Source organism: Hyalangium gracile (assembly GCF_020103725.1).
Classification (GTDB): domain Bacteria; phylum Myxococcota; class Myxococcia; order Myxococcales; family Myxococcaceae; genus Hyalangium; species Hyalangium gracile.
Genome location: NZ_JAHXBG010000005.1, coordinates 1 through 26,503 on the forward strand (window position 1 = coordinate 1; position 26,503 = coordinate 26,503).

Here is a 26,503-nt window from a genome sequence, read left to right on the forward strand (position 1 = left end):
GCGTGCTCCTGTTTTCGATGCCGACCGCTTGGGGTCGGTGAGTATGGCTGACCCCTACTGCACCCCCCATGCCATGACATGAAGGGAGCTGGCGACCAAGGTATCCCCCAAGGGTTTCAAGGGTTTGGGCACGAATTGGGAGAAGCCCCGCGCGCCGGGTGGAGACAGCAGACACCAGGAGCCCCTGGTGACTGCGGTCACCACCGGTGACAACCGTCATCGGGGGGCTGGCCGGCCACCCGTGGCCATCGTCGCCCGCAGCCCATGCGGGCGGGCGCTCCCCGCTCGCGCGATCGCCAGCGTGCGCCATGGTCTACTGACGGGCCCCCCGGCATCTCCGGTCGACACACGAGACCATGGCCTTCCGAAACAGCATCGCCACCAAGCTGCTCATCGCCCTCTGCGGCGTCATCACCCTTGCCCTCTGCCTCCTCGTCTTCGTCGTCAACGAGCGGTCTTCCCAGGTCGCCGAGGCGCAGGCGACGCAGACCGCGACCGAGGTGGCCGAGCGTTACTCGGTCATGATCAAGGCCCGGCTCGATGCGGTGATGATCCCCGTCAGGACGGTGGCGCAGGCCTTCATCGCGCAGAAGGTCACTGGCGCCACCGATCGCCGGCATGGCGACGCGTTGCTGCGGAAGGTCGCCGAGGGCAACCCCGGGCTGCTGGGCACCTGGACGGTGTGGGAGCCCAACGCCTACGACGGGCGGGATGCGAGCTTCGTGAACACGCCCGGCACGGATGCCACGGGGCGATACATCCCCTACTGGAACCGCGGCACGGGAGAGATCCGGCTCGAGCCCACCGTCGACTACCACCACGAGACCCTGGGGGGACCGAGCGACTACTACCTGCTGCCCAAGCAGAGCGGGAGGGAGATCATCATGAACCCCTTCAGCTACACCGTCGCCGGCAAGCCGACGCTGATGACCAGCGCCATCGTTCCGCTCCTGCTCGACGGCAAGTTCCTCGGGGTGGTGGGCGCGGACCTCGCGCTCGATCAGATCCAGCAGGAGATCCTGAAGATCCACCCCTTCGAGAAGGGCCACCTGCTCCTCGTCTCGAACAACGGCGCGTACGTCTCGCACCCGTCGCCGGAGCTTCGCGGCCAGCCGCTGGGGAGCTCACGTTCCGAGGAGCTGGTGAAGTCGACGCTCGCGAGTGGCGGCACGACCACGGCCCGGATCGACTCGGAGCTCCTGGGGGGCGAGGCGATCCAGGTCGTGATTCCCTTCCGGGTGGGAAACACCACGACACCATGGGCGCTCGCGGTGCTCGTGCCGCTCGACCAGGTGCTCGCTCCGGCGCACGAGCTGCGCCGCTTCACCATCACGCTGGGCGTGCTCGGGATGGGGGCTCTCGGCCTGGCGGTCATCGTCGTGGTCCGCCGCATCACCCGTCCCCTGAGGACGATCTCCACCGTCGCCGAGCGCATCGCGGAGGGCGATCTCACCGGGAAGCTCGACCACCGCTCCAACGACGAGATCGGCGTCCTGGCGGAAGCGTTCCGGTCGATGCAGCAGCGGCTGGCCCAGGTGATTGGAGAGGTCCGCACGGGCGCGAGCGCGCTCTCGTCCGCGTCCGCGCAGCTGTCGACGATGTCCCAGTCCCTCTCCACCGGCACGAGCGAGCAGGCCGCGACCGCCGAGGAGGTGACGTCGAACCTCCAGCGGATGAGCACCTCCATCGCCCAGAACGCCGAGAGCAGCCGTCGCGTCGAGACGATCGCGCGCGAGGGGGCGACGAGCGTCGAGGCGTGCAACCGGGCGGTCACCGAGACGGTGGAGGCGATGAAGCAGATCGCCTCGCGCATCTCCATCATCGAGGACATCGCGTACCAGACGAACCTGCTGGCGCTCAACGCCTCCATCGAGGCCGCGCGCGCGGGTCCCCAGGGGAGAGGCTTCGCGGTCGTCGCCTCCGAGGTGCGCAAGCTCGCGGAGGGGAGCCAGGCCTCCGCGAAGCAGATCATCGACCTGGCCTCCAGGAGCGTGAAGATCGCCGAGCGCTCGGGGGCGATGCTCGGCCAGCTCGTCCCATCGATCGGGAGCACCACCCAGCTGATGAAGGACGTGGCCCTCGCGTCCAACCAGCAGGCATCGGGTGTCGGCCAGATCAACCACGCGATGCTGAGCCTGAACCTGGCGACGCAGCGCAACGCCTCGGCCGCCGAGGAGCTGTCGAGCATGGCGGAGGAGCTGGCATCGCAGGCCGAGAGCCTGCTGCAGCTGATGGGCTTCTTCCGCGTGAGCGAGGCCGCGCGCCAAGGCCCCATGGGAGGCTCCGTCGCCCCGCCGGGCGCCGCGAGCCAGCCCCCCGGCACGCCCAGGCCCTACCCACACCCGCCGCCCGAGAGCGCGGCGGGTGGGCTGGGGCCCGCGGCCATGCGTCGCTGGCGACGGTGACGTCAGCCCCATAGGGAACGCCACCTCCGAAGGGGGAGGGGCCGCCTGGGCTTGCCGAATTATAACAGCACTTATATATCCGCCCCGATGTCAGCGCCTCAGCCCCCTACGCTCGGCACACTCCTCAGGCACCTCGTCGAGACGCTCGACGACGCCGTCGAGCAGGCCTATGCCCACGCCGGTCTGGACTACCGCCCGCGCTACACCCCGGTCGTGCGGGCCCTGCTGGCGCTCGGGCCGACCTCGCTCCGGGAGATCGCCCAGCGCGCCGGAATCACCCACTCGGCGGTCAGCCAGACGGTGTCGCAGATGGTGGCGCGCGGCCTGGTCAGCCTCCAACCCGGGAAGGACGCGCGGGAGCGGATCGTCTCCCTCACGCCCGCCGCCGAGGCGATGCTCCCCGCGCTCGAGCGCCAGTGGGCCGCGACCAATGCGGCCGCCGCGGGCCTGGACGGCGAGCTCTCCGCCCCGCTCTCTCGAGTGCTCCGCGAGGCGATCGCGGCCCTGGAGCGCCGGCCGTTCTCGGAACGGATCGACGAGGCGGCGAAGCGACTGGAACCTCACCGAAAGAAGGTGCGCTCATGACCCCGTGCTTCGTGTCACGCTCCCTGCTGCTGGGGATGCTCGTCCTGGCGGCAGTGCCCTCCCCGGCCCTGGCGCAGCAACGCGTGCCAGCCCGCCCCGCGGCATCGGCGCCCGCCCGGCTCACCACCGCCGATCGCGCCGCGGCCTTGAAGGGCATCCAGGCCGCCATCGAGAAGTCCTATGTCTTTCCCGAGCTGCGGGCGCCGATCATCCAGCGGCTCCAGCAGGCGCGGCAGGCCGGGCGCTATGAGCAGGACGATCCGATCCTCTTCGCCGAGCGGATCACCGAGGACCTGAGGGCCGCCAGCCGCGACGGCCACATGTCCCTCAGCGCTGCTCCAGGGCAATACGCCGCCGCCCTGGCGCCTCCGGCGAGCGAGGAGGGTTCGGAGGCGTTCCATCGGCGCCGGGCCATCCGCTTCCATCACGGCCTGGCCGAGCTGAAGCTCCTTCCCGGCAACATCCGCTATCTGAGGATCACGGGCTTCGAGTGGGTCCGCGACGAGACAGGCGCCGCCTATGACGGCGCGATGCGGTTCCTGCGGGACGGCGATGCGGCGATCATCGATCTGCGCGGCAATGGCGGCGGCTCGAGCGCGGCGGTCCAGTACCTGACCAGCCACTTCCTGGACGAGGACACTCTGCTGATGACGTTCCTGCAAGAGTCCGAGCCGCCCAATCAGTCGCGAACCCTGAGCCACCTCCCCGCCGGACGCATGAAGGGCAAGCCGCTGTACGTGCTGATCGACGGCGGGGTGGCCTCCGCCAGCGAGGAGTTCGCCTATCACGTGCAGCAGTTCAAGCTGGGCGAGCTGGTCGGAGCCAGGACGGCTGGCGGGGCCAACAACAACGCGCTGCTGCCCATCACCCCGGGCTTCATCCTCAGCATCTCGGTGGGGCGCCCCGCGCATGCGCTCAGCAACACGAACTGGGAAGGCGTCGGCATCCAACCGACGGTGGAGGCTCCGCCCGAGCAGGCGCTGGACGTGGCCCTGTCGCTGGCCTTGACCCGTCTTTCGCGGGAGCGCGCCGCCGATCCCGTGGCCCTTGCTGAGTACGACTGGGCGCGCATCCAGGTCGAGGCGCGCCGTCATCCGCCCGTCGTCGCCCCGACCCGGCTGAAGACCCTGGCCGGCCGCTACGGCGAGGTCAGCGTCACCTTGCGCGACAACGCCCTGTGGCTGACCCGGCCCGACCGCCCGACACGGCGCCTGTCACCCCTGACGGCGGACGGCCTGTTCGCGGTCGACGGCATGGACTTCCTGCGTGTGCGGTTCACGGCGCGGAGCCTGGAGCTGCAGTGGCAGGGAGAGCCCGCGCCTCGGGTCTACGAGAAGGGCTGAGGCGCGTCACGCTCCGGTCCCCGGAAATGCAAAACAATTCCCCCGGGCGCGTCCTCTCCGGTGACAGCCTTGCTCCCTGACTCTGCAAGGGGTTGCACCGATGGTCTGTCCCTCCACGATCTCGCCAAGGACACTGCCGATGACGCTGCGCCCCTGAGAGCCTCGGGGTGCTCGGGGAGTGCTACCTTGGCTCACAGGAGGTGTCATGAGCCGGTTCGTCAGCGTGTGGTCGTTCCTCTTCCTGGCCGGAATCTCGGCGGCCCAGCCCGCGCCCCAGAGCGCGCCACCGAAGCCTCGGGTCGTCCGCGCCGCCCGGCTGCTCGATGTGCGCACCGGCGCCTTCCTCCAGAACCCGGTCATCGTGATCGAGAACGAGCGGATCTCCGCGGTGGGCTCCGGGCTCGCGATTCCGGAAGGCGCGGAGGTGATCGATCTCGGCGGCGCCACCGTGCTGCCAGGGCTGATCGACGGCCACACGCACCTGCTGGCGCGGATGCCCGAGACGCCCGAGGGCTATGCGCAGGATCTCATCACCAAGTCCCAGGCGTTCCGAGCCCTGGAGGGCGCGGCCAACGCCCGGGCCACGCTGCACGCCGGCTTCACGACCGTCCGGGACGTCGAGAGCGAGGGCGCCTTCTACGCGGACGTCGCGCTGCGAGATGCCATCCGCCAGGGGCTCGTGGAGGGCCCCAGGATGCGGGTGTCCACCCGGGGGATTGGCGCGGTGGGCACCTACTACCCGACGGGCCTCTCACCCGATCTGAAGGACCGGCCCACCGGCGCGCAGCTCATCAGCGGCGCCGAGGAGGCGCGACGCGCGGCACGGGAGCAGCTCGGCCATGGCGCGGACCTCCTCAAGCTCTACGCGGACTGGCACCACCCTACCCTCACCGTGGAGGAGATCCGGGCCATCGTCGAGGAGGCGCACAAGGCCGGCCGCAAGGTGGCCGCCCACGCCGTGACGAGTGAAGGCATCCGCAACGCCCTGGCAGCCGGCGCGGACTCCATCGAGCACGGGCATGAGGCGGACCGCGCCGCGCTGGAGCTCATCAAGAAGCACGGGGCCTTCCTCGTCCCCACCATCGGCTACTTCGAGGCGTCCGTGGCGGAGGCGACCAGCGAGCAGGCACGGCGGGCAAGCGACCAGCGGCTCCAGTCCCTGCGCAAGATGGTGTCGCTCGCGCACAAGCTCGGCGTGAAGATCGTCAGCGGCTTCGACGCGAGCTCGGCACGCAACCAGGGACGCAACGCCTGGGAGGTGGTGGCGCTCCACCGGGCCGGGCTGCCGCCCATCGAGGCGATCCGGGCGGCCACCACGCGGGCCGCGGAGCTGCTCGGGATCCAGGAGCACGTGGGCACGCTGGAGCCCGGCAGGTACGCCGACCTGATTGCGCTCTCTGGCGACCCGCTCGCGGACGTGACGGAGCTGCAGCGCGTGCGGTTCGTGATGAAGGGTGGACGGGTGGTCCGAGACGAGCTCCGCCCCCGGCCGTGAGCATTGGGGCACAGCGAAGTTGAAGGACTGCGATCCCATTGCGTCATTTCATCCATGGCACGCACTCCGGCCCGTTTTCGCGCACATGGGGACTCTGACAAGAGTCGGCCCCCTGAGGAGGAACGCATGAACCGGACGATCGTGTCGTTGGCTACCGTGGGGCTTCTCGTCGGTTGTGGCGTGCCGAAGTCGCAGCTCGACGCCAAGGCCATGGAGGCGGAGAACCTCCGCCGGCAGTACGGAGACGAGTCGGAGAAGGCGAAGTCGCTCGAGGAGAAGGTGGCGAAGCTCTCGGCGGAGCTGGAGGCCGCGCAGAAGGAGCGCTCGAAGTCCGACGAGGCGCTCGCCGCCAGCGAGGCCCGCACCCGCGAGCTCCAGAAGAAGGTGGAGGAGCTGTCTGCGCTCAACGAGTCGCTGGCGCAGAGCAAGGACAAGCTGGAGAAGGCCCGCGCGGAGCTGGAGAAGAAGTCCGAGCAGTACGAGTCCCTCGCCAAGAGCCTCAAGGACGAGATCAACGCCGGGAAGATCGAGCTGTCCGAGCTCAAGGGCCGGATGGTGGTGAAGATGAAGGACAAGATCCTCTTCTCCTCCGGCAGCGTGAAGATCAACCCGGAGGGTCAGGCGGCGCTCGCCAAGGTGGCCGAGGCGCTCAAGGACGTGCCGGGCAAGCTGGTCCGCGTGGAGGGCCACACGGACGACGATCCCACCGATCCCAAGGGCCCCTTCCCGAGCAACTGGGAGCTGTCCACCACGCGCGCCCTCGCGGTCGTGAAGCTGCTGCAGGACAAGGGCGTGCCGGCCGACAAGCTCTCCGCCGTGGGCTATGGCCAGTTCCACCCCATCGCCTCCAACCGCACCGCGCAGGGCAAGAGCCAGAACCGCCGCATCGAGATCGTCCTGGCACCCGAGGATCAGGCGCCGGGCACGAAGACGAAGGCGGCGAGCCGGTAGGCCAGGACCACCACGGGAGACAACACCATGAACGTTCGACTCGCCTGGACCGCCGCGCTCGCGGCGGTGTGCGCGTCCGGCTGCGCCGCGCAGAACTCGAAGCTGCCGACGCTGGACATGCGCTTCTATGAGACGCCCGCCAACGCGATGCCCAAGGAGCGCATCCACGAGCAGTTCATGCTCAACGCGACGCTGCTGGGAGACGCCAACCTGCGCTACCTCAAGCCCGCCGAGCTGCTGAAGGCGGCGGAGACGGGCTCGGCCCGGGGCGATCCCCAGAAGCTGATGCGCGCCGCGCGCACGCTGGTGCCCGGGGATGGCGTGGTGCTGCTGGGCACGGTGCGCAACGCGGCCACCGGCGGAGGCAGCGCGAACATGGCCATCTACTCGCTGGCGCTGGCCTGCGAGAAGGCGAACCTGGACGAGCCGGGAGACCTGCGCGGCTGCAAGGGCTACGTGCTGCGCGTGACGCGCACCTGGCCCGCGGAGGTCTACGAGCTCAAGGACGCCACCGTGTCGCTCATCCCCGAGGGAGGCACGGCCCACGGCCGCATCCGCGCGAAGAGCGAGCCGGGCGCGTTCAAGGCCGAGCTCGAGGGCGAGTTCGCCGCGAGCCTCGTCGAGCTGGGGACGGGGAGCCCGGTCGCCTCGGACTCCGCGCCGTAGGGCATGCCGCCGGGAGGCCAGCGCCACGAGCCGCGTGGCCTGGCCTACCCGTCCCCCGCGACCGTGCGCGTGAGCACCCAGCTCGCGAAGGCCTCGGGCTGCAGGAAGAGCACCTTCACCTCTCCGAAGCGCAGCCGCGTGCCACTGGCCAGCGGCGCGGGGATGCGCGCGTCCACGCGGGCGTCACCCACGAAGGTGCCGTTCTGGCTCTCCGCGTCGTGCAGGTGCCACACCCCCGTGCGCTCGTCCTGCTGGAAGGCGGCGTGGAAGCGGCTCACCGTGGGATCGTCCAGCATGATGTCGTTGTTGGCGGCCCGGCCCACGGTGATGCCGAAGCCCAGCCCCGTGGGGCGCGCATGCACGCCCTTGCGCACCTCGAAGATGAGCGGCTCGGAGGCCGCGGAGCGCTCCGGCGCGCTCCCCGGCTGCGTCACCCACGCCAGCTGGTGTGCTTGCGCGGGCGGTGTCTCCCAGATCAGCAACGGCGCGCGCACCTGCACGATGAAGCCCGCGGGATCGCGCAGCGCCGTCCGCGTCAGCATGGAGAAGTTCAGTGGCAAGGCCCCGTTCCTCCTCGACGTCCCCGCGGCACCCTTCGCCCGGGCAGTGGCTCCACTCTGAAGCCTGCGCCCCGGGCCTCGCAAGCGCGGCCCCCGTGGAGGTGTGCGCTCGTAGGCATCGCTTCTCCCTGGAGTGCATTTTCACCGTCGTCTGGAAGTCTGCGGGGGGTTGACGGGAGCTACTTGCGCTGCCGTACCCGCTCCACCTCCTTGCGCAGCTCCTTCACGATCTCCTCGTCCTTCTCGGCGGTGATCCTCGAAGGCTGCTCCATCTTCTCGAACTTGCGCGAGAAGAGGAGGAACGGCGGAAGCGTGAACGTGTTGCGCTCCATTCCCTCGGGGCGAAGCCGCTCGTTGGACAGGGCCAGGAGCTTGAGCTCCTTGTCGATGAGCATCGGGTACGTGACCCCCATCTCCTTCGCGATCTCCCGAATCACCGCCATGTCGTCCGCGTTCTTCGGCATGTCCACGTTGATGGCGAGGACGACCACGTCCTTGCTGCCGCGATAGCTCTTGTGGAGCCCCTCCAGGTACTTGAGGACCGAGTGCTCGGGGGAGATGGTGCTCCAGAGCGAGACCACCACCACCTTGGCGTCATGGTCGCCCAGGCGCACGTCCTTGCCGTCCAGCGTGGTGAGGGGGATCTGCGCCGCCGGGATGGTGACCTTCTGGCTGGCCAGCTTGACCACCGTGGGCGCGTCATCCGCCGGAGCAGTGCTGCTGGAAGGCTCAGGTGCGGAGGTGGATTGCTGCGCATGCACCAGGGTGGTGGTGAGCAGGCACAGCAGGAAGGTGAAGCGCATGAGCGACCTCTGAAAGGGGGAGGCGCATTCTATGCAGCCAGACGGTATGAAGCCGGCATGGATCATGTCCGCCGGCTGCTCCTCCTGGTCCTCGTGTCCGCTACCGCGTGCCGCTCCGCGTCCCCCAAGCCCGCGACCGCGGAGTCCCCTCCCCCTCCTCCCGTCACGACGGCCGCGGAGCCCGCGAAGGTGGAGCCGCCTTGCGCCGACGGCTTCATCGACCTCGAGCGCTGGCTGTCCGAAGGGCTGCTCGTGCTCGGGGAGTACCATGGCACCGAGGAGCTCCCCCGCGCGGTGGCGGAGACCGTGTGCGCCGCTGCCGCCAACGGAAAGAGCGCGTGGCTCGCGCTGGAGCTCCCTCGGGACGAGCAGCCCCGCATCGACGCCTTCCTGGCCGCGGGGAATGAGGCGCCGCTGCTCGAGGGCCCTTTCTGGCGCCGTGACTACCAGGATGGCCGGAGCAGCCAGGCCATGCTCGGACTGCTGCGCGAGGTGAGGCGGATGCGCTCGGCGGGACGCGACGTGCGCGTCCTGGCCTACGACATCCCCTCCACGGGAGGCACGGCGGGAGAGGATCGCGATGCGCAGATGGCCGCGTTCGTCGCGCAGGCGCGCACCCAGGCCCCCGCCGAGCCGATGGTGCTCCTCGTGGGCAACATCCACGCCACGCGCCGGCTGAAGATTCCCCGCTCGATGGTCTGGCACCTGGTGAAGCTGGGGGTGCCGCTGAAGACCTTGAACGTGGCCTCTCGCGGCGGCACCGCGTGGATGTGCGGTGCCACCTGTGGCGTCGCGCAGCTCGCGGGCGAAGATCTCGGTCCCGACCGACGTGTCCTCGAGACGCCCGAAGCCGCGAAGGCGGGGTACGACGGGCTCTGGTACGTGGGTACCGTCACCGCGTCCCCGCCGGCCTGGAAGAAGCCGTGAGCGCTCAGGCGGCGGCGCGAGTGGCCTGCTCGCGGGCCTCGCGCGCCACGCGGAGGGCCTCGTTCATGTTGCGCTCGGCCTGAGCGGCGTTGACGACGGAGCCCGCCGCGGCAGGCGGCGCTCCACCGGGCACCCAGCCGATGCCCGCCGCCGGGTCCGCTCCCGTCTCGCGCAGCGCGTCCTTGGCCGCCTCCTGGGCGCGCTGGAAGGCCTCGACGGCCCTGTTGGCGGCTTGCTCCGCGCGGGCTGCGGCCTGGGCCGCGCGAGCCGGATCCCCCGAGGCCGCGGCCGCGCGAGCCTCACGGGCGGCCGCCTCGGCCTGAGCGCGGGCGAGCGCGGAGTCCGACTCGGCCTGACCTGCCCGGCGACGGGCCGCCTCGGGGCCCGACGGCGGCGCGGGGCTGTAGTACGCGGCCTCGCCCTCGTGGCCGGGCACGTTGAGCACCGGGCTGGCGCCGGAGAGATCCGCGTTGCTGGCGTGGCCCTCGTTGAAGGGCATGCGGTGCGCCATGTAGCCCTGGTTGAAGTCGTGGGCGGGGATCAGCTCGCCGATCTGGGTCAGGTTGTTCTGCAGGAGCGGGTTGGAGGTCCGCGGATCGTCGTGGATGAAGTGGAAGGTGGCGCGGTCGCCGCCGCCCTGCATCTGGCGCAGGTAGGCATCCGTGTAGCTGCCCAGGCCGGCGTTCATCGGCACGGTGTCGAAGGTGTTGATGTAGTGCACGTACTGCGGGCCGTAGGGGTAGCTGGCCGCGGCGCCGCCGAACGTCTCCACCTTGATGCGGCTCATCATCTTGTCCACCGCCGCCTCGCTGAGGGGCGGCTGGCGCTCGTGGAGCAGGTACTCCTTGGTGGCGGAGAGCGCATTGGAGGTGACGAGCGCGCCCTGGCTGTGGGCCATGAGGTGGACGGGGCGACCGGCCTCGAGATCCTTCACCACCTGCAGGGCCAGCGCGGAGGTGGCGCTGTTCGGCACCCTGCCCGTCTTGTCCGTGAGGCACTGGACCAGATCCCCGACGAAGCTGCCGAGCGGATGGTCCTCGGCGGTGGAGTTGTGGATGCCGTAGACGTTGGCGCCCAGCTCGTTGGCCACGGTCTGCATGCTGCCGTACTGGACGTTGGCGGTGTTCTGGATGCCGTTGACGTAGATGACCGTCTCGGTGGCCGGCTTGCCGTTGGTGGGGCCCACGGGCGTGGTGGAGTACGCGTCCGTGCCAGACGCGTAGGCGGCGCCGCCCGCGCCGATGACGGCGCCATCGAGCTGACGCTCCGGCACCTGGCCCTCCTGATCGACGTAGCCGATGGGCCGAGGCTTGGAGGCCGTCCCGCCCTCGGCCACCGCGGAGGTGGGAGTGGCGGTCGGCGTCGGGGAGGCGTTCGCGGTCGGTGTGGCGGTCGGGCTCGGAGAAGAGGCCACGGGCGTGGGCCGGGGGGTGACCGGAGGAGTCGTGGGGCCCGGCGTGAAGCTGGACTGGCCCTGCTCCAGGGCGCGCGCGGCGGTGCTGGCCTGGGTGCTCGCGGCGGAGGCCTGGAGGGTGGACGTCTTGGCCTCCGTGAGCGACTTCTGTGCCTGCCGCAGGGAGCTCTCCACGGCCGGACGCTGCGCAGGCGTGGCGGTGGTGAGCTCACGCTTGAGGGCATCGACACTCGCCTGGGCCCGCTGCTGGGCCACCTGTGCCCGCCCCTGGGCTGCCTTGGCCTGATCCGCCAGGCGCCGGGCCTCCGCCGCGGTCCGAGCCTTCAGGGCGGCCTCGGCGGCCTTACGCGCCTCCTCGGCGGCCTTGCGTGCCTCCTCGGCGGCCTTGCGTGCCTCCTCCGCCCGGTCCGAGCCACTGCTCCGATCGCTCTTCTCACTCCGGCCCGACTTCTCGGACTGGCCCGTGGAGTTCGTGCCGCTGGAGCTGCTGGAACGGTTGGAGCGGATTTCGGTCGACATGGGGGCCTCTCGGGATGTGCAGCGCAAGGGGTGCGCGGAATGCTGCGGTGCACACCTCCACTGCAACCGGGAGACCAGCCTCAAACCCTTGATATCAGGAGGATTTTTTCACGAGCCCGCGTGATGGGAGCGCGCATGCGCAGTCCATGTGTCCCACGCCAGGGACACCCCCAGGGCGTGGGACGGTCTCGCGGCCACTGACACGTCAATGACATGTCAATGACATGTCCTCAACGCCTCACACGCCCCCCGTCTCCCGCCCGCCCCTCTGAGAAGACAACTGGCACGTACGTTGCTCAAGGCTTGATACAAAAACTTCCGAGGAGCTCTCTCCTGATACCTTCTCAAGCCCGGGACACGCTCGACTCCATGGCATTCTCAAGAGGTCGCTCAGAGGGGCACGGTGGTGCAGCAGCCTGACTTCGCGCAGCGCAGATAGCCCTGCGAGACGCAGGCGGAGTCCTCGGTGCAGGCAGGCCCCTGCCCCGGGTTGCCGCACTGGCCGCCCGTGCCACCGCCGGAGCTGGAGCCGCCTGAAGAGCACTGACCCGCAGCCTGAATCGTCACGTTCTGGCAATTATTGACGAAACAGCCGTTGTCATAAGAGGAGCTCGTCGCGTTGCTCGGACAGGCGGTCCGGGTCACGAACGGGGGCGAGTTCGTATTCGCCAGACAGATGCTGACCTGCGACAGGTTGCAGCTGGAGTCGCAGCTGAGCATGACGGACTCGGGAGAGCCGAAGGCCGCCCGCAGCTCCGTGGCAGCCACCGTGCCGCCCACGCTCTTCGTCAGCAGTCCGGGGGTGCCCTGATCACCGGGCAGGCTCTTCAGCGCGGAGATGGCCGCGGAGAAGTAGGTGCCGGAGTCCAGGCCGGTGCAGCTGCCGTGCTTGGGCCACTCGTGGTCCGCCAGGAAGTAGTCGTCGGACACGTAGCCGGGGCCGTAGATCTTCATGTCGTCCGGAATGGTGGAAGTATCCGGGTCGCAGCCGGGGGCCGGGTTCTTCGTGTTACAGGAGCCATAGGGAGCGCAGTACTGGGGCCAGCTGGCGCCCGCCTGCTTCGCCTGCGCATCCGTGTAGTTCGGCCACAGGCCATGGATCGTCAGGTGGGTGGCGCCAAAGCTGCCATCCAAACCCTGGCACTCCTCCTTGCCGGAGTGGCCGCAGCAGAAGTTGGGCTCCCAGGAGAGCGCCAGCACATAGAGCCCGAAGGTGGCCGCCACGCCGGGGCCTCCGTTGGGGCTGCCCGAGGCGCTCTGCTCGGTGGGAGTGCTGCCGGACTCCACGGGGCGCAGGTTGAACTCGCGGGCCACCAGGCGGGGCTCGGCGCGGACGGATGAAGTGCCCCCGCCCGTCGATGGCGAGGGCTCGGAAGGCGCGGGCGTCGCACGGACACAGGCGGACAACACGCTGAAGAGGACAAGGCTTGGGACGATGTGGCGCATGAGAAGACCTCCGTAAATGGAAGCGTGGCCACCCTGGAACTTCCGTTCCCAAGGCATGGCCACTTCTTGCTGTGAGAGTAAGAACAAGACTACTCTGTCCTGAATTGAACACTAGTATTGAATGATCACGTAGGGGGGCCCATGCCCAAAAAACTGTCGTTCTTCCTCAATGGCAGACCCGTCACGATCGACGACCCGTCTCCGGATCTGCTGTTGATTGACTATCTGCGCTCCCCCGAAGTGGCGCTGGCGGGCCCGAAGAAGCCTTGTGGCCAGGGTGGCTGCGGTGGCTGCACCGTCATCCTCTCGAGCTGGAACGAGAAGAAGCGCCGCCCCGAGCATCGCGCCATCAACTCCTGTCTGCGCCCCGTCCTCGCCCTCGAGGGAATGGTGGTGACCACGGTGGAGGGCACGGGTGCCGCGCGGCGCCCCAACCCGAAGAACCTGTCCCACTCGGCCGTCTACTTCCGAGAGGGCGCGCTGCCGGAGAGGAAGGAGATCCCTCCCCCGCCGGCGATGGTGGAGGCCCACGAGGCGGCCAACAAGAAGCGCCTCGAGGTGATTGCCCGCGTCAACGCGAAGTCCCGGCCCAAGGCCCTGAGCGCGTCGCTCCGCGAGGTCGTACCGCACCACCCCGTGGAGTTCTCGCATGAGGGCATGAACCCGGTGGCCCACCGGCTGGCCATGAACAACGGCACGCAGTGCGGCTACTGCACCGTGGGCTTCGTGATGAACATGTCCGAGTTCATCGTCAACAACCCCAAGGCCACCAAGCGCGAGATCGAGGAGATCTTCGACGGCAACCTCTGTCGGTGCACGGGCTACCGCTCCATCCTCACCGGCATGAAGACCTTCGCCTCCGACTGGTCCCAGGAGGATGCGGACAACCGGATGCAGTGCTTGCCGGATGACTACGCCGCGCAGCAGCTCCCCGCCTCGAGCGTCGTGATCCCGTTCCCGTCCGAGGCCCAGGCGCCCGCCACGGGCATCTCGCTGGAGGATGAGTCGCGCGTGTGGCGCACCCCCACCAGCCTGTCCGAGCTGGCCAGCCTCATGCGCCAGTACCAGGGCCGCAAGGTGCGCCTGGTCCACTCCAACACCGCCTACGGCATCTACAAGGAAGAGTATCTGGAGGCGGAGATCTACCTGGACATCCGCTTCATCCCCGAGCTGAGCGCGCAGCCCAGGGCGACGGACACCGGGCTGCGAGTCGGCGCGGGCATGAGCTACAGCGACTTCATCCGGGCCCTGGAGAGCACGATGCTCTCCGTGGGCGAGGCGAAGGCCCGGAAGAGCGAGGAGACGGACTACCCGGAGACGACGCGGCTGGGCGCCACGCGCTTCATGGCGCGGCGGACCGCCGGGCGCATCGTGCGCAACGCGGCGTCGCTGGGCGGCAACACGATGCTGGTGCTCAAGCACATCGCCGAGGGCACCGGTGAGCCGTTCCCGTCCGATGTCTTCACGGTGCTGGTCGCCATCGACGCGGAGATCGAGTACCTGGACACGCAGGAGGGCGAGAGCGCCAGGCCCCGCCGCGCCACGGCCCAGGAGCTGGTGGAGCAGGTGATCGCCACGCCCGCCCTGGCGGACTCCATCGTCCTGCTGGCCTACCACGTGCCCTTCGGCAAGCGGAACGAGGTGGTGCTCGCGCAGAAGGTGGCGCTGCGGGACGTCAACGCGCACAGCATCCTCAACGCGACCAGCCGGCTGCGGCTGTCGAAGTCGCTGCAGGTGGAAGAGGCCGTGCTGGTGTTCGGCGGCATCGCGCCCTACCCGTGGCGCGCCCGGAAGACGGAGCAGGCGCTGGTGGGCAAGGAGCTGTCCCTGAGCGCCGTCCCGGCCCTGGCCCGGAGCCTGGCCAGCGAGGCGGGCGTGGAGCTTGCGCGCTGGACCCGGCGCATGCAGGGGCTGCCCTCGGAGGGCTTCACGGACGAGTACCGGACGCAGCTCGCCACGGCGTTCCTCTACAAGGCGGTGGTGAACGCGCTGTCCGAGCGGGGCGGCGACATCCCCCAGGAGCTGCAGTCCGCCGGAGAGATCACCTGGGGCCGCTGGGGCGTCAGCGACGGCACGCAGGACTACAAGAAGCAGTTCTACAAGGCGCCCGTCGCCCTGCCCTACATCAAGGACACCGCGATGCAGCAGGCCTCCGGGCAGCTCCACTACACCCAGGAGCTCCCGGTCCCTCCGAAGACCCTCAATGCCTCCTTCGTCCAGAGCCGGCGGGCCCTGGCCACCTTCCACTTCGTCATCCCTGGCAAGAGCAGGGAGGCCAGCGAGAGCGAGCTGCGCCAGCACCTGTCGAGCGTCCACGCCGGCTTCGTCGATCTCATCACCGCCTCGGTCTTCAAGGACGGAGGGCTCAACAACCAGGGGATGGGCTCCGACCAGCCGCTCTTCGCCGATGGCGAGGTCAACTACGTGGGCCAGTCCATCGCGCTGGTGCTCGCGGGGACGGAGCAGGAGGCCGAGCGGATCGCGAAGTACGTCACCGATCAGTGCATCGCCTACGAGGCGGTCAAGCCTCGGATGAAGCCCCGCATCGGCATGAAGAAGCTGCCGGACTGGTGGTGGCAGCCCGTCTTGACGCTGGACGATGCCATCCGCCTGGGGAGCATCTACCCGGACTACCCCACCCAGGCCCCCTTCGTGTCACACATCTGGAAGGTGACGCGCAACGGGAGCCGGTTCGACTGGGTCACCCCCAAGGACACCCCCGAGGGGCGGATCGACCGGACGATCGTCAACCGGGAAGGGACTCTGGACGGCATCCCCTGCCAGATCGTCGAGAGCACGCAGACGTGCGGTGGCCAGGCGCACTTCTACATGGAGACGCAGGCGGCGATCGCCGAGCCCCTGGACAACCATCGCATGCTGCTGCGGCCTTCCTCGCAGAGCCCCGCGGCGATGCACCAGACGGCCGCCATGGCGCTGGGTGCCAGCTACAACAGCATCGAGGTGCAGGTGGCGCCGGTGGGCGGTGGCTTCGGCGGCAAGACGGAGCAGTCGCGCTTCGTGGCGGGGGCGGCGGCCATCGCCGCGCACGCGACCAAGCGGCCGGTGCGCCTGGTCCTCTCGCGTGAGCAGGACACGTCGATGATCGGCAAGCGCCACCCCTACTTCGGCCAGTACCAGATCGCCATCGATCGCGGCGAGGTGAACCCCGAGGACAAGGGCCTCATCCGCGGCCTGCAGCACAAGATGTGGGGTGACGGCGGCGCGTTCTACGACTGCTCGTTCGTCGTCTCCAACTGCATCCAGACGCGCTCGGACAACGCCTACCGGATCGCCAACTTCGAGTCGCAGATCGACGTGTGCCGCACCAACACGGCGCCGAGCACCGCGTTCCGGGCCTTCGGAGACGTCCAGGGCAAGCTGATGCTGGAGAACGCCGTGGACGACGCGGCCTTCTCCATCGGCATGCTGCCGGAGGACGTGCGCGAGAAGAACCTCTACGAGCGCGGGGATGTGACGCCGTTCGGCCAGGCGCTGACGTACTGCTACATGCGCGAGGTGTGGGCCTACCTCAAGAAGCAGTGCGACTACGAGACGAAGCGCCGCGAGGTGGACGAGTTCAACGCGACGAACCGCTGGCGCAAGCGCGGGCTGGCGATGATGCCCGTCAAGTACGGCTCGGGCTACAACGTGGCGATGCTGGAGCAGGCCGGCGCGGTCGTCTCCGTGTACCACTCCGACGGCAGCATCATCATCCACCAGGGCGGCGTGGAGATGGGACAGGGCCTGCTGACGCAGGTCCGCCAGATCGCCTCGTACGTGCTGAACGTGCCCATGGACAAGATCCAGGTGGAGGCGGCCCGCACGGCCGTCATGCCCAACCCCACCGGCACCGGCGCATCCACCGGAACGGCCTACAACGGCGAGGCCGTCAAGCGCACCTGCCAGGATCTCGCCTCCCGCCTGAGGGACTTCGGCTACGAGATGCTCAAGGAGAACGGGAACGACTGGTGCGTGACGCAGGGCATCGACTTCTGGAACCACGGCCAGGCGGGCTGGAACACCGAGGTGGAGATCCACGGGCAGAAGAAGCTCATCTGGCAGAACCTGGTGGCGCTGGCCTACCAGTACCGCGTGGGCCTGGTGGCCACCTTCACCGCGCCCATCCTGGGCGGTGAGACGCCGATGCCGTCGCTCACCTACAAGCCGATCGAGCAGCAGCCCGAGCTCGCCGACTACAAGGCGGTGCCGACGGGCAAGCCCGGCGCGTACGACTCGTTCACCGGCTTCACCTACTCGGCGGCGTGCTCGGTGGTGGAGGTGGACATCCTCACCGGCGAGGTGAAGGTGCTGAGCTCGGACATCGCCTATGACATGGGCTGGAGCTTGAACCCGGCCATCGACGTGGGCCAGGTGGAGGGCGCCTTCGTCCAGGGCATCGGCTACGTGCTGTCCGAGAAGCTGGCCTTCGAGCCTGACGGGCCGGAGGCCGGCCGCCTCAACTCGGTGAACACCTGGCGCTACAAGCCACCGGCCATCACCAGCATCCCGCTGCAGCTCAACGTGTCCCTGTTCCCCCGGGACTCGGTGGACGTGCCGGCCAGCCCCATGGAGGGCATCTTCTCCTCGAAGGAGATTGGCGAGCCGCCCCTGGTGCTGGCCACCAGCGTCTTCCTGGCGGTGAAGGCGGCCATCCGCGCCTCGCGCCTGGAGCGCAAGCTCAGCGGCCTGTTCCGCTTCGATGCCCCCGCCACCGTGCAGGAAGTGCGCAAGGCCTGCGAGGTGAGCGCGAACGATCTCAAGCCGTAACCCCCCTCCCCGCCGCACCTCAGGAAGAGACGACATGAACCCCAGAACAATCGCCGCCCGGCCCTCCCGGCGCGGCTTCCCGAAGTCCGTCCTTTTGGGCGCCACGGTGGCGCTGTCGACGATGTCCGGCGCGGCGTACGCCCAGGCCGCCGCGCCTGCTCCCGCCGCGCCTGCTCGCGCGGCGCCTGCTCCCGCGACCGGAGCCCCTCAGCAGGCCGGAGCCGCGGCCCTGCTGCGCAGGCCGGAGGGCTACAAGCTCGAGCAGAGCCCCTTCCCGGACTTCGGCTTCATGGTCCCGGTCTCCGAGTACCTGGAGAAGTACTCCGACCAGCCGCTCTTCCGCCTGAAGACGGACTACCCCACCACCAAGCCGAAGAAGCAGCCGGACTTCGTCACGAAGATCGACTTCCGGAAGAACCCTCTGGAGTACCTGCTGGCCGTGCGGGACTACTCCTTCGACGGCAACCTGCCGGACTGGGATCCCTTCAAGAACACGAAGCGTGGCTGGTACCACATCCCCTGGCTCCACCCGACGGCGACGGGGCCCGACGCCTATCCCCCGAACGGCGGCACCGAGGGCTTCCACGGGCTGATCAAGGAAGCGGCGATCGACCCGTTGCAGCTGGCGCCCGGCCAGAAGGGCAAGGAGGGTAACTACTCCGTCTACGCCATCACCCTCGTCAACGACATGGCGGGGTACACGCTGGGGCGGATGTGGAAGGACCCCATGAACCCGGACCCCCGGGCGACGGACAAGCGCTATGGCGGCGGCTTCCCCCCCGGCACGGTGTTCGCCAAGCTGCTGTTCACCGACGCGCCCCAGGGGACCGACAAGATCCCCTTCCTCGAGAACCCCCTCCAGTGGACGGCGTACATCACCGAGAGCTTCTCCGGCTCCAGCAAGCGCGTGGTGGGCAAGGTCAACCTGCTGCAGATGGACATCGCCGTGCGCGACGTGCGCGCCGAGGGGCCGGACGGCACCGGCTGGGTGTTCGGGACGTTCGCGTACAACGGCCAGGTCAACAACCCCAACAAGTTCCTCAACCTCGTGCCGGTGGGGATCATGTGGGGCAATGATCCGGAGAACACGGTGAACGCCACCACCCCGTTCCCGCCGACCCAGACGAGGATCAACACGGACCTGAAGCAGAACGTCATCTTCCCCTCCAAGGATCTGCCGCCGCAGCACCTGGGGTGGAACGGGCGACTGAACGGGCCCGCCGACCTGAACACCACCTCGTGCCTGAGCTGCCACATCATGGCGCAGTACCCCGCGGCGACGGCCCTGGTGCCGAAGGGCGCGGCTCCGGGTGGCGGCCCCACGCCGCCCCCGGAGGGCGGCTCGCCGGAGTGGATGAAGTGGTTCCAGAACGTGCCGGCGGCCACCTCCACGGATCCGCGGGTCTACTCCACGGACTTCTCGTTCCAGGTGGCCATGAGCCTGCAGAACTTCTACACGATGAAGAGCGGCGTGCTGCAGGGCTTCTACGCGAGCGAGTACCAACTGGCCCCGATCCAGATCAACCGCGACGGACTCCGCAAGTAGTCACCTCTTCCCACGCCTCACCCCTTCCCTCTTTTGGAGTCCGAAGCATGAGTCCCTTCTCACGACGTACCCTCCTCAAGGTTGGCACGGGCCTGGCGGCGAGCCTCAGCCTGCCCAACCTCACCGCCTGCTCGGGTGACGACTCCGAGCCCACGACGCTCACGGTCGATTTCACCACCCTCACCCTGGGAGACCGCCAGGTGAGGCTGCGCACGTACAACGGGGCCCTCGGAGGCCCGACGATCTACACCAGGCCTGGCGCGAAGCTCCGGATCAACATCGACAACAAGCTCCCGGAGTACGACTCATCGGCCTGGAAGAACCTCTCCGGTGTGTCGCACACGGTGATGATGAACATCCCGCACGATCTCAACACCACCAACCTTCACGTGCACGGGCTGGAGGTCATCCCGCACCTGTTCGAGCCCGTCGGGACGTCCGATCCGTCGTCCCACATGATCGCGATCAAGCCTGGCGAGAAGAAGGAGTACACCTTCGAGATGCCGGACGATCACCCGACCGGGCTGTACTGGTATCACCCGCACCACCACGGCTCGACGTCCGTGCAGGTGGCCAACGGCCTGGCGGGGCTCATCGTCGTCGAGGGCGCCATCGATGAGGTGAAGGAGATCGCCGCCGCCCGGCAGCAGCTGATCGCCATCCAGGACGTGGGCCTGTTCGAGTCCAAGAGCCAGCCGGGCCTGTGGAGCTACGATCCTCCGCAGAACGCCATCTACAGCACGGACACCGGCACCAGCTCCTTCAAGGATGCCCAGGGAAACACCCTGGGCCCGGCCGACAGCGGCTTCACGACGGGCGACTTCCCGCTGCGCATCTTCCTCAACAACGGCTCGCCCATCTACGAGGAGAAGCACAACCCGGAGGCCGTCACCAAGCCCAAGGGCATGCAGCTCTCCGTCCCGCGCTACCAGATGCGCCCCGGCGAGGTGGTGCGCTTCCGCATGCTCAATGGCTGCACGGACAACATGATCCCCCTCGTCGTGGAGCAGCACACGATGTACCTGCTGGCCATGGACGGGGTGAACTTCCCCGCCCCGAGAGAGCGCCAGTACGTGAACAACACCACCTTCGGGCAGCAGCAGGTGCTGCTCGCTCCCGGAGGCCGCGCCGAGTTCCTCATCAAGGGCGCCAAGGAGCCGGGCGTCTACAGGATCATGCAGCTGGCGCAGACGCAGCAGTTCCTCGAGAGCCAGGCCAAGGTGCTGGCCGAGATCGAGATCTCAGGCGAGCCCATGGACATGGCGCTGCCGACGAGCCTGCCCCTGCCGAAGCGGCACTACCCGCTCATCAAGCCGGACGAGGTGAAGCGGACGCGCGACATCAGCTTCGACATGCACTACCCGCCCCAGAAGAACCTGCTGGTCGGTCTGGACTTCGCCATCAACGGCCAGCTGTATGACGAGACGGCCATCCCCGTGGAGGTGGAGCTCGACACGGTGGAGGAGTGGGTCATCCACGACAATGGCCATCACGCGGGTGGCTCGGGCGAGGGGCACCCCTTCCACATCCACACCAACTCCTTCGAGGTGATCTCCGTCGGAGACGAGATGATGGAGCCCGGGACGATCCAGGACACCGTCTGGGTGCCTCACAACACGGAGGTCCGGATCCGCATCAAGTTCAAGCAGTGGAGCGGCAAGGACGTCTTCCACTGCCACATCATTCCGCACGAGGACGCGGGGATGATGCAGAACGTGCTCATGAAGAAGTAGCCGCTGGCGCGTGAGCACGAGGTGATCGCGGTGGAGAGGCATGCACTCTCCACCGCTTCAGATTTTCGGTTCTTCTGTAAATCCGGCTTTTTCTTGAAAGCGGATTCCAGTTTCTTCACTGTGCGTGACCTCTGAGGAACAGAGGGGGACGCCATGATGCAGTGGAGAGCCTGGGCCTTGATGGGGCTGCTGCTGGGAGTGAGCCTGCCGGCAGCCGCCGGTACGGCGACGGTCTACTACTACACGCCGTACAAGGGCTGGAGCAGCGTCTATCTCCACCACAATGCCGGTGGTGGCTGGACGAGCGTGCCAGGCACGGCGATGAGCTCGGCCTGCACGGGCTGGGTCGTCCACGTCCTCACCACGGGGAGCGGCAGCACCTTCCAGGCCGTCTTCAACGATGGCCAGAACCACTGGGACAACTACAACAACCAGTCCGGCGCCAACTACGTCGTGCCCACGCAGGGCACGCACCAGGTCAAGAACGGCCAGCTGCTCGCCAACGCGGGGACGCCCTGCACGGCGGACCCCCAGCCCCCCACCGAGGTCTACTACTACACGCGCACGCGCGGCTGGAGCACCGTCAACATCCACTACGCGCCCACTGGCGGCACGTGGACGACGGCGCCCGGCGTGGCGATGAACGAGCCGGCCTGCACCGACTGGGTAAAGAAGACGATCAACCTGGGCGCCGCCACCGGCATGAAGGCCGCGTTCAACAACAACAGCGGGAGCTGGGACAACAACGGCGGGGCGGACTACTCCCTCGGGACGGGGCGCATCACGGTCAAGGATGGCGTCGTCACCGCCAACGCCCCGACGCCGTGCGTGGTCCTGCCGCCGGACACCACTCCCCCCACGACGCCCACGGGAGTCACCGCCTCTGCGACGCAGACGCGCATCGATCTGGCCTGGAGCGCCTCGACCGATGATCGCGGCGTGACGGGGTACGAGATCTCCCGCACGGGCGGAACCCAGGGGCCGAGGACGTTCACCTCCACGGGCACCGGCTACAGTGACACCGGTCTGACGCCCCAGACGACCTACAGCTACACCGTGAAGGCCGTCGACGCGGCCGGCAACAAGTCCGCCGCCAGCGCCTCGGCCTCGGCCACCACGGGCAGCGCCCCGCCTCCGCCTCCCGCCGGGCAGCCGCTGGGCGGGGACATCCGCGAGGACAGCATCTACTTCGTGCTGACCGCCCGCTTCTACGACGGCGACGCGGCCAACAACCGCGGCGGCAGCATGCACGTGAAGTCGGGCAACGCCGCCAACAACGACCCCATGTTCCGAGGGGACTTCAAGGGGCTGATCCAGAAGCTGGACTACATCAAGGCCCTGGGCTTCTCCGCCATCTGGATCACCCCGGTGGTGCTCAACCGCTCGGACTACGACTACCACGGCTATCACGCGTGGGACTTCCACAAGGTGGATCCGCGCCTGGAGTCCCCGGGCGCCACGTATCAGGACCTGATCAACGCGGCCCACTCCAAGGGCATCAAGATCATCCAGGACGTGGTCTACAACCACTCCAGCCGCTGGGGCGCCAAGGGGCTGTGGAGCGCCAAGGTGTACGGCGTGCGCGACAGCCAGTGGAGCTGGTACTACGACGCGCCGGTGTCCGGCTTCGAGTACGACGGGCTGACGATCGAGCCGAGCACCGGCAAGTCCTATTACAACGGGGATCTGTGGTCGACGGCGGAGCCCGCGGGCAACACCTGCCGCAGCTGGGGCGTGCCGACGGGGAGCTACAGCCAGGAGGGCTACCGCATCTACAACTGCCAGTGGCCCAACCCCACCTCCGGCATGTTCCCCTCGCAGTACTTCCACCAGTGCTGGATCGGCAACTGGGAGGGAGAGGACTCGCGCAGCTGCTGGATCCACGAGGATCTGGCGGACTTCAACACCGAGAGCACGCCCGTCCAGAGCTTCCTCATCGGCGTGTACAACAAGTACATCGACATGGGGGTGGACGGCTTCCGCATCGACACCGCGGTCCACATCCCGCGCGTGACATGGAACCGGCGCTTCCTGCCCGCGGCCCACCAGTACGCCGAGCAGAAGTTCGGCGCCAAGGGGAAGGACTTCTTCATGTTCGGCGAGGTGGGCTCGTTCGTGAACGACAAGTGGAACCGGGGCTCGCCCAACCACTCGGCGCAGTTCTTCACCTGGAAGGAGCGCAGGACGTACAGCGCGGATGACACGGTGGCCGCGCTCGAGCAGTACAACTACGAGCAGTCCATGGGCACCGCGAACCAGCCCACCTCCACCAACGCTTTCCTCCAGGGCAACAGCTACCACGCCCCGGATCACAGCCAGTTCTCCGGCATGAGCGTGATCGACATGCGCATGCACATGAACTTCGGCGAGGCCAGCAACGCCTTCTGGAACGGCAAGGACTCGGACGACAGCTACAACGACGCCACCTACAACGTGGTGTACGTGGACTCGCACGACTACGGCCCCAACAAGTCCTCCACCCGCTACATGGGCGGCACCGAGGCCTGGGCCGAGAACATGAGCCTGATGTGGACCTTCCGGGGCATCCCCACGCTCTATTACGGCTCGGAGATCGAGTTCCAGGCGGGCCAGAAGATCGACTGCGGCCCCACGTGCGCGCTGGCCACCACCGGCCGCGCCTACTACGGGGACAACCTCGAGGGCAGCGTGACGGCCTCGGACTTCGGAGTGGTGGCGTCCGCCTCCGGCAAGGTCGCGGAGACGCTCAGCAAGCCGCTGGCGAAGCACCTGCAGCGGCTGAACCAGCTGCGACGGAGGATCCCTGCCCTCCAGAAGGGCCAGTACTCCACCGATGGAATCTCGGGAGGCATGGCCTTCAAGCGCCGCTTCACGGACACCGCCCGAGGCGTGGACAGCTTCGTGCTGGTCACCATCTCCGGCGGCGCCACCTTCTCGGGCATCCCCAACGGCACCTACAAGGACGCGATCACCGGCGACGTGCGGACCGTGACGAACGGGGCGCTGACCGCCAGCGTCGCCGGCAAGGGCAACATGCGCGTGTACGTGCTCGACCTGCCCGGCAACCCGGCTCCGGGCAAGGTGGGCAGTGACGGTCCCTTCCTGAAGCCCTGAGGGCCTGTCCGGCCGAAGCACCACGAACTGGTATGCTTGTCATACCAGTTCGCAAAAAGGTCGGCCGGCAGCGCGCGTCCTCCGCTGCGTTCGTTCCGAACGCGCCTGCGTCCCCTCGAAACGCCTGGGTTCCCCATCCTCCACGGCTCTCCGAGGGTTTACGCGCTCATGGTCCCGCGCCAGGCACTGGTACGGGCGTTGCTCTGTGGCCGACCGCCAACGCGCCACGGAGCAAACCCGCTCGCCCCGGCGCTCGCACGAGAGAACGACCATGAGAGAGACGATGAGCCGACTTCACTGTTGGAGTGCGTGGGTACTCGCCTGTTGTCTGATGGCGACGGGCTGTGGCGGCGTCACCGAGCCGGGCGCCGAGACGCCCCCCGAAGCGGTGGAGCGGACCGAGGCGCAGGAGCTCACGGGCGCGGGCCCCGCCCTCCAGGGAGTCACCACCGCCAACGACGCCACCACCTTCAACGCCGGCTGCACGGACGGCAAGGTCTTCGACGCGGGCCTTTGCTACCCGCGCTGCGACGCGGGCTACAAGGGCGTGGGCCCCGTGTGCTGGCAGCACTGCGCCGAGGGCTACACGGACGACGGCGCCTTCTGCCGCAAGGACGCTCACATCTTCGCCAAGAGCACCTACGGCCGTGGCGCCGGGACGCCGCTCCAGTGCGGCGCCGGCATGCAGTACGACGCCGGGCTGTGCTACCCCACCTGTGCCGCGGGCTACTACGGCGTGGGCCCGGTGTGCTGGCAGAGCTGCCCCGCCGGCTACACGGATGACGGCGCCTTCTGCCGCCGGGATGCCCGCATCATCGGCGCCAACACCTCGAGCTGCCCCTGGTACGACGCGTGCGGTCTGACGTTCGCTCGTGGCTGCTCGCAGTGCCCGGCGGGCTACGCCAACGACGGCTGCACCTGCCGCATCGACGCCCACATCTTCGCCAAGGCCACCTACGGCCGCAGCCTGGGCCAGGTGCCGAACACCTGCCCCGGCGGGACGCATCAGGACGGCGCGCTGTGCTACCCCTACTGCGCTTCCGGCTACTACGGCGTGGGTCCGGTGTGCTGGCAGAGCTGCCCCGCCGGCTACACGGATGACGGCGCCTTCTGCCGCAAGGACGCGCAGATCTACGCCAAGGCCACCTACGGCCGCGGCGCGGGCGTGGTGCCCACCACGTGCACCTCCTCCAGCTTCACCCGCTCGGCCACCGGCGCGGGGCCCTGGGGCACCTTCACGATGATCGTCGCCTCCGATCCGCAGTTCCCCTGGCGTGGCAGCTCCTGCTCTCCCAACGAGTCCGAGACGAGCTGCTCGCTGCGCGAGAACCGCCACCAGGTTGACGCGATGAACAACATCCAGCAGGCGCAGGGGCCCTCCTCGCAGATCGGCGCGTGGCCTTCCGGGCCGGGCCTCTCGCGCGGCGCGGGCGCGCCCATCCGGCGGCCCGAGGGCGTCATCGTCAACGGAGACCTGACCGCCTACTGGCACGACTGGCAGGTGGATCTCTTCGAGGAGTACTTCAACAACCCCAAGAGCCTGAAGTTCCCGCTGTTCCCCGGCCTGGGCAACCACGACTACGCCAACAACGTGCCCGAGCCCGGGGTGGACTCCGGCTGCTGGTGGCTGCGTGACGGCGCCTATACCGGGTACGGCCTGGAGGGCTGCTCGCGCAACGCGGTGGACTTCATGAAGGCGACCGTGCAGTGCAACAAGGTGCCCAGCTTCCCCGCCTCCCTGGTGCGCGACTTCGATCAGAAGAGCCTGGCCTACTCCTGGGACATGGGCGGCTACCACTTCGTGCAGCTCCACAACTACCCCACGTATACCCGGACGAAGATCGGCATCTCCTCCTCCATCCCCTGGCTGAAGGCGGACCTGACGCGCGCCACCGCCGAGGGGAAGAAGATCGTCCTCAACATGCACGACTACGGCGAGCACATGGCCGTCACCGACCCGGAGTTCCTCGCGGCCATCGCCGGGCAGCGCGTGGTGGCCCTCTTCGCCGGCCACGCCCACCATCTGAACGGCTTCAACGAGACGGTGCCCAACACCAACATCCCCGTCTTCCGCAGCGGCTCGACGGACGAGCACAAGTTCCTGCTGGTGGAGTTCGCCGACACACACATGAACGTGGCCGTCATCGACAGCACGGCCGGAGCCCCGCGCTTCCTCGACACGTGGGACTCCAGCAAGCTGCGCACGGTGGTGTTCCCATCGCCGTGAGGTAAACGACGGGTGCGCCCCTG

The 26,503-nt window shown here is 68.4% G+C and carries 16 protein-coding genes; 12 read left to right on the forward strand and 4 right to left on the reverse strand.

Annotated elements, in window-relative coordinates:
- The first annotated feature begins 356 nt into the window (after positions 1–356).
- From KY572_RS11145 to KY572_RS11170, 6 genes are all read left to right on the forward strand, one after another.
- Positions 357–2,405, forward strand: coding sequence for a methyl-accepting chemotaxis protein (locus tag KY572_RS11145; RefSeq protein WP_224242547.1), 2,049 nt, complete (start codon positions 357–359; stop codon positions 2,403–2,405).
- Between the two features lie 87 nt (positions 2,406–2,492).
- A complete protein-coding gene (locus KY572_RS11150) occupies positions 2,493–2,990 on the forward strand; it encodes a MarR family winged helix-turn-helix transcriptional regulator (protein WP_224242548.1) in 498 nt (165 codons plus the stop codon).
- Complete coding sequence (locus KY572_RS11155; protein ID WP_224242549.1) at positions 2,987–4,333, forward strand: S41 family peptidase; 1,347 nt, start codon at positions 2,987–2,989, stop codon at positions 4,331–4,333. The genes KY572_RS11150 and KY572_RS11155 overlap by 4 nt, the downstream gene beginning before the upstream one ends.
- A 205-nt stretch (positions 4,334–4,538) precedes the next feature.
- The gene (locus KY572_RS11160; protein WP_224242550.1) at positions 4,539–5,828 is read left to right on the forward strand and encodes an amidohydrolase family protein; all 1,290 of its coding nucleotides are present in this window, start codon (positions 4,539–4,541) and stop codon (positions 5,826–5,828) included.
- 126 nt (positions 5,829–5,954) lie between these two features.
- Positions 5,955–6,779 (forward strand): OmpA/MotB family protein, encoded by an 825-nt coding sequence (locus tag KY572_RS11165; RefSeq protein WP_224242551.1) that lies wholly within the window; start codon positions 5,955–5,957, stop codon positions 6,777–6,779.
- A gap of 27 nt (positions 6,780–6,806) precedes the next feature.
- The gene (locus tag KY572_RS11170) at positions 6,807–7,445 is read left to right on the forward strand and encodes a hypothetical protein (protein WP_224242552.1); all 639 of its coding nucleotides are present in this window, start codon (positions 6,807–6,809) and stop codon (positions 7,443–7,445) included.
- 44 nt (positions 7,446–7,489) lie between these two features.
- Here the strand turns inward: KY572_RS11170 and KY572_RS11175 are convergent, their stop codons facing one another.
- Entirely contained in the window at positions 7,490–8,005 is a 516-nt protein-coding gene (locus tag KY572_RS11175) for an FHA domain-containing protein (RefSeq protein ID WP_224242553.1), read from the reverse strand.
- 179 nt (positions 8,006–8,184) lie between these two features.
- Entirely contained in the window at positions 8,185–8,808 is a 624-nt protein-coding gene (locus KY572_RS11180; protein ID WP_224242554.1) for a TlpA disulfide reductase family protein, read from the reverse strand.
- A gap of 57 nt (positions 8,809–8,865) precedes the next feature.
- On the opposite strand from KY572_RS11180, the gene KY572_RS11185 reads away from it, so the two are divergent.
- Complete coding sequence (locus KY572_RS11185) at positions 8,866–9,735, forward strand: TraB/GumN family protein (RefSeq protein ID WP_224242555.1); 870 nt, start codon at positions 8,866–8,868, stop codon at positions 9,733–9,735.
- Between the two features lie 4 nt (positions 9,736–9,739).
- Here KY572_RS11185 and KY572_RS11190 read toward each other — a convergent pair whose 3' ends face one another.
- Together KY572_RS11190 and KY572_RS11195 are read right to left on the reverse strand one after the other, a co-directional pair.
- Positions 9,740–11,668 carry a hypothetical protein gene (locus KY572_RS11190; RefSeq protein ID WP_224242556.1) on the reverse strand — a complete coding sequence of 643 codons (1,929 nt, stop codon included), beginning with the start codon at positions 11,666–11,668 and terminating at the stop codon, positions 9,740–9,742.
- 390 nt (positions 11,669–12,058) lie between these two features.
- Positions 12,059–13,114: a ribonuclease T2 family protein gene (locus KY572_RS11195; RefSeq protein ID WP_224242557.1), complete on the reverse strand. Its 1,056-nt coding sequence runs from the start codon at positions 13,112–13,114 to the stop codon at positions 12,059–12,061.
- A 141-nt stretch (positions 13,115–13,255) separates the two neighbouring features.
- Here KY572_RS11195 and KY572_RS11200 point away from each other — a divergent pair, with 141 nt between their 5' ends.
- From KY572_RS11200 to KY572_RS11220, 5 genes are all read left to right on the forward strand, one after another.
- On the forward strand, positions 13,256–17,881 hold the full coding sequence (locus KY572_RS11200; protein WP_224242558.1) for a molybdopterin cofactor-binding domain-containing protein: 4,626 nt from the start codon (positions 13,256–13,258) through the stop codon (positions 17,879–17,881).
- A 34-nt stretch (positions 17,882–17,915) separates the two neighbouring features.
- Complete coding sequence (locus KY572_RS11205; RefSeq protein ID WP_224242559.1) at positions 17,916–19,427, forward strand: hypothetical protein; 1,512 nt, start codon at positions 17,916–17,918, stop codon at positions 19,425–19,427.
- 47 nt (positions 19,428–19,474) lie between these two features.
- The gene (locus tag KY572_RS11210) at positions 19,475–21,160 is read left to right on the forward strand and encodes a multicopper oxidase family protein (protein WP_224242560.1); all 1,686 of its coding nucleotides are present in this window, start codon (positions 19,475–19,477) and stop codon (positions 21,158–21,160) included.
- 153 nt (positions 21,161–21,313) lie between these two features.
- The gene (locus KY572_RS11215; protein ID WP_224242561.1) at positions 21,314–24,253 is read left to right on the forward strand and encodes a carbohydrate binding domain-containing protein; all 2,940 of its coding nucleotides are present in this window, start codon (positions 21,314–21,316) and stop codon (positions 24,251–24,253) included.
- Positions 24,254–24,536: 283 nt separating this feature from the next.
- Positions 24,537–26,480 (forward strand): hypothetical protein, encoded by a 1,944-nt coding sequence (locus KY572_RS11220; protein WP_224242562.1) that lies wholly within the window; start codon positions 24,537–24,539, stop codon positions 26,478–26,480.
- The last annotated feature ends 23 nt before the right edge of the window (positions 26,481–26,503 follow it).

What these genes read in the sequence shown, in the direction of transcription:
- KY572_RS11215 (WP_224242561.1), top strand. Translation starts at nt 21,314, where the DNA reads ATGATGCAGTGGAGAGCCTGGGCCTTGATGGGGCTGCTGCTGGGAGTG.
- KY572_RS11165 (WP_224242551.1), top strand. Translation starts at nt 5,955, where the DNA reads ATGAACCGGACGATCGTGTCGTTGGCTACCGTGGGGCTTCTCGTCGGT.
- KY572_RS11205 (WP_224242559.1), top strand. Translation starts at nt 17,916, where the DNA reads ATGAACCCCAGAACAATCGCCGCCCGGCCCTCCCGGCGCGGCTTCCCG.
- KY572_RS11150 (WP_224242548.1), top strand. Translation starts at nt 2,493, where the DNA reads ATGTCAGCGCCTCAGCCCCCTACGCTCGGCACACTCCTCAGGCACCTC.
- KY572_RS11160 (WP_224242550.1), top strand. Translation starts at nt 4,539, where the DNA reads ATGAGCCGGTTCGTCAGCGTGTGGTCGTTCCTCTTCCTGGCCGGAATC.
- KY572_RS11170 (WP_224242552.1), top strand. Translation starts at nt 6,807, where the DNA reads ATGAACGTTCGACTCGCCTGGACCGCCGCGCTCGCGGCGGTGTGCGCG.
- KY572_RS11185 (WP_224242555.1), top strand. Translation starts at nt 8,866, where the DNA reads ATGGATCATGTCCGCCGGCTGCTCCTCCTGGTCCTCGTGTCCGCTACC.
- KY572_RS11220 (WP_224242562.1), top strand. Translation starts at nt 24,537, where the DNA reads ATGAGCCGACTTCACTGTTGGAGTGCGTGGGTACTCGCCTGTTGTCTG.
- KY572_RS11180 (WP_224242554.1), bottom strand. Translation starts at nt 8,808, where the DNA reads ATGCGCTTCACCTTCCTGCTGTGCCTGCTCACCACCACCCTGGTGCAT.
- KY572_RS11195 (WP_224242557.1), bottom strand. Translation starts at nt 13,114, where the DNA reads ATGCGCCACATCGTCCCAAGCCTTGTCCTCTTCAGCGTGTTGTCCGCC.
- KY572_RS11190 (WP_224242556.1), bottom strand. Translation starts at nt 11,668, where the DNA reads ATGTCGACCGAAATCCGCTCCAACCGTTCCAGCAGCTCCAGCGGCACG.
- KY572_RS11155 (WP_224242549.1), top strand. Translation starts at nt 2,987, where the DNA reads ATGACCCCGTGCTTCGTGTCACGCTCCCTGCTGCTGGGGATGCTCGTC.
- KY572_RS11210 (WP_224242560.1), top strand. Translation starts at nt 19,475, where the DNA reads ATGAGTCCCTTCTCACGACGTACCCTCCTCAAGGTTGGCACGGGCCTG.
- KY572_RS11200 (WP_224242558.1), top strand. Translation starts at nt 13,256, where the DNA reads ATGCCCAAAAAACTGTCGTTCTTCCTCAATGGCAGACCCGTCACGATC.
- KY572_RS11145 (WP_224242547.1), top strand. Translation starts at nt 357, where the DNA reads ATGGCCTTCCGAAACAGCATCGCCACCAAGCTGCTCATCGCCCTCTGC.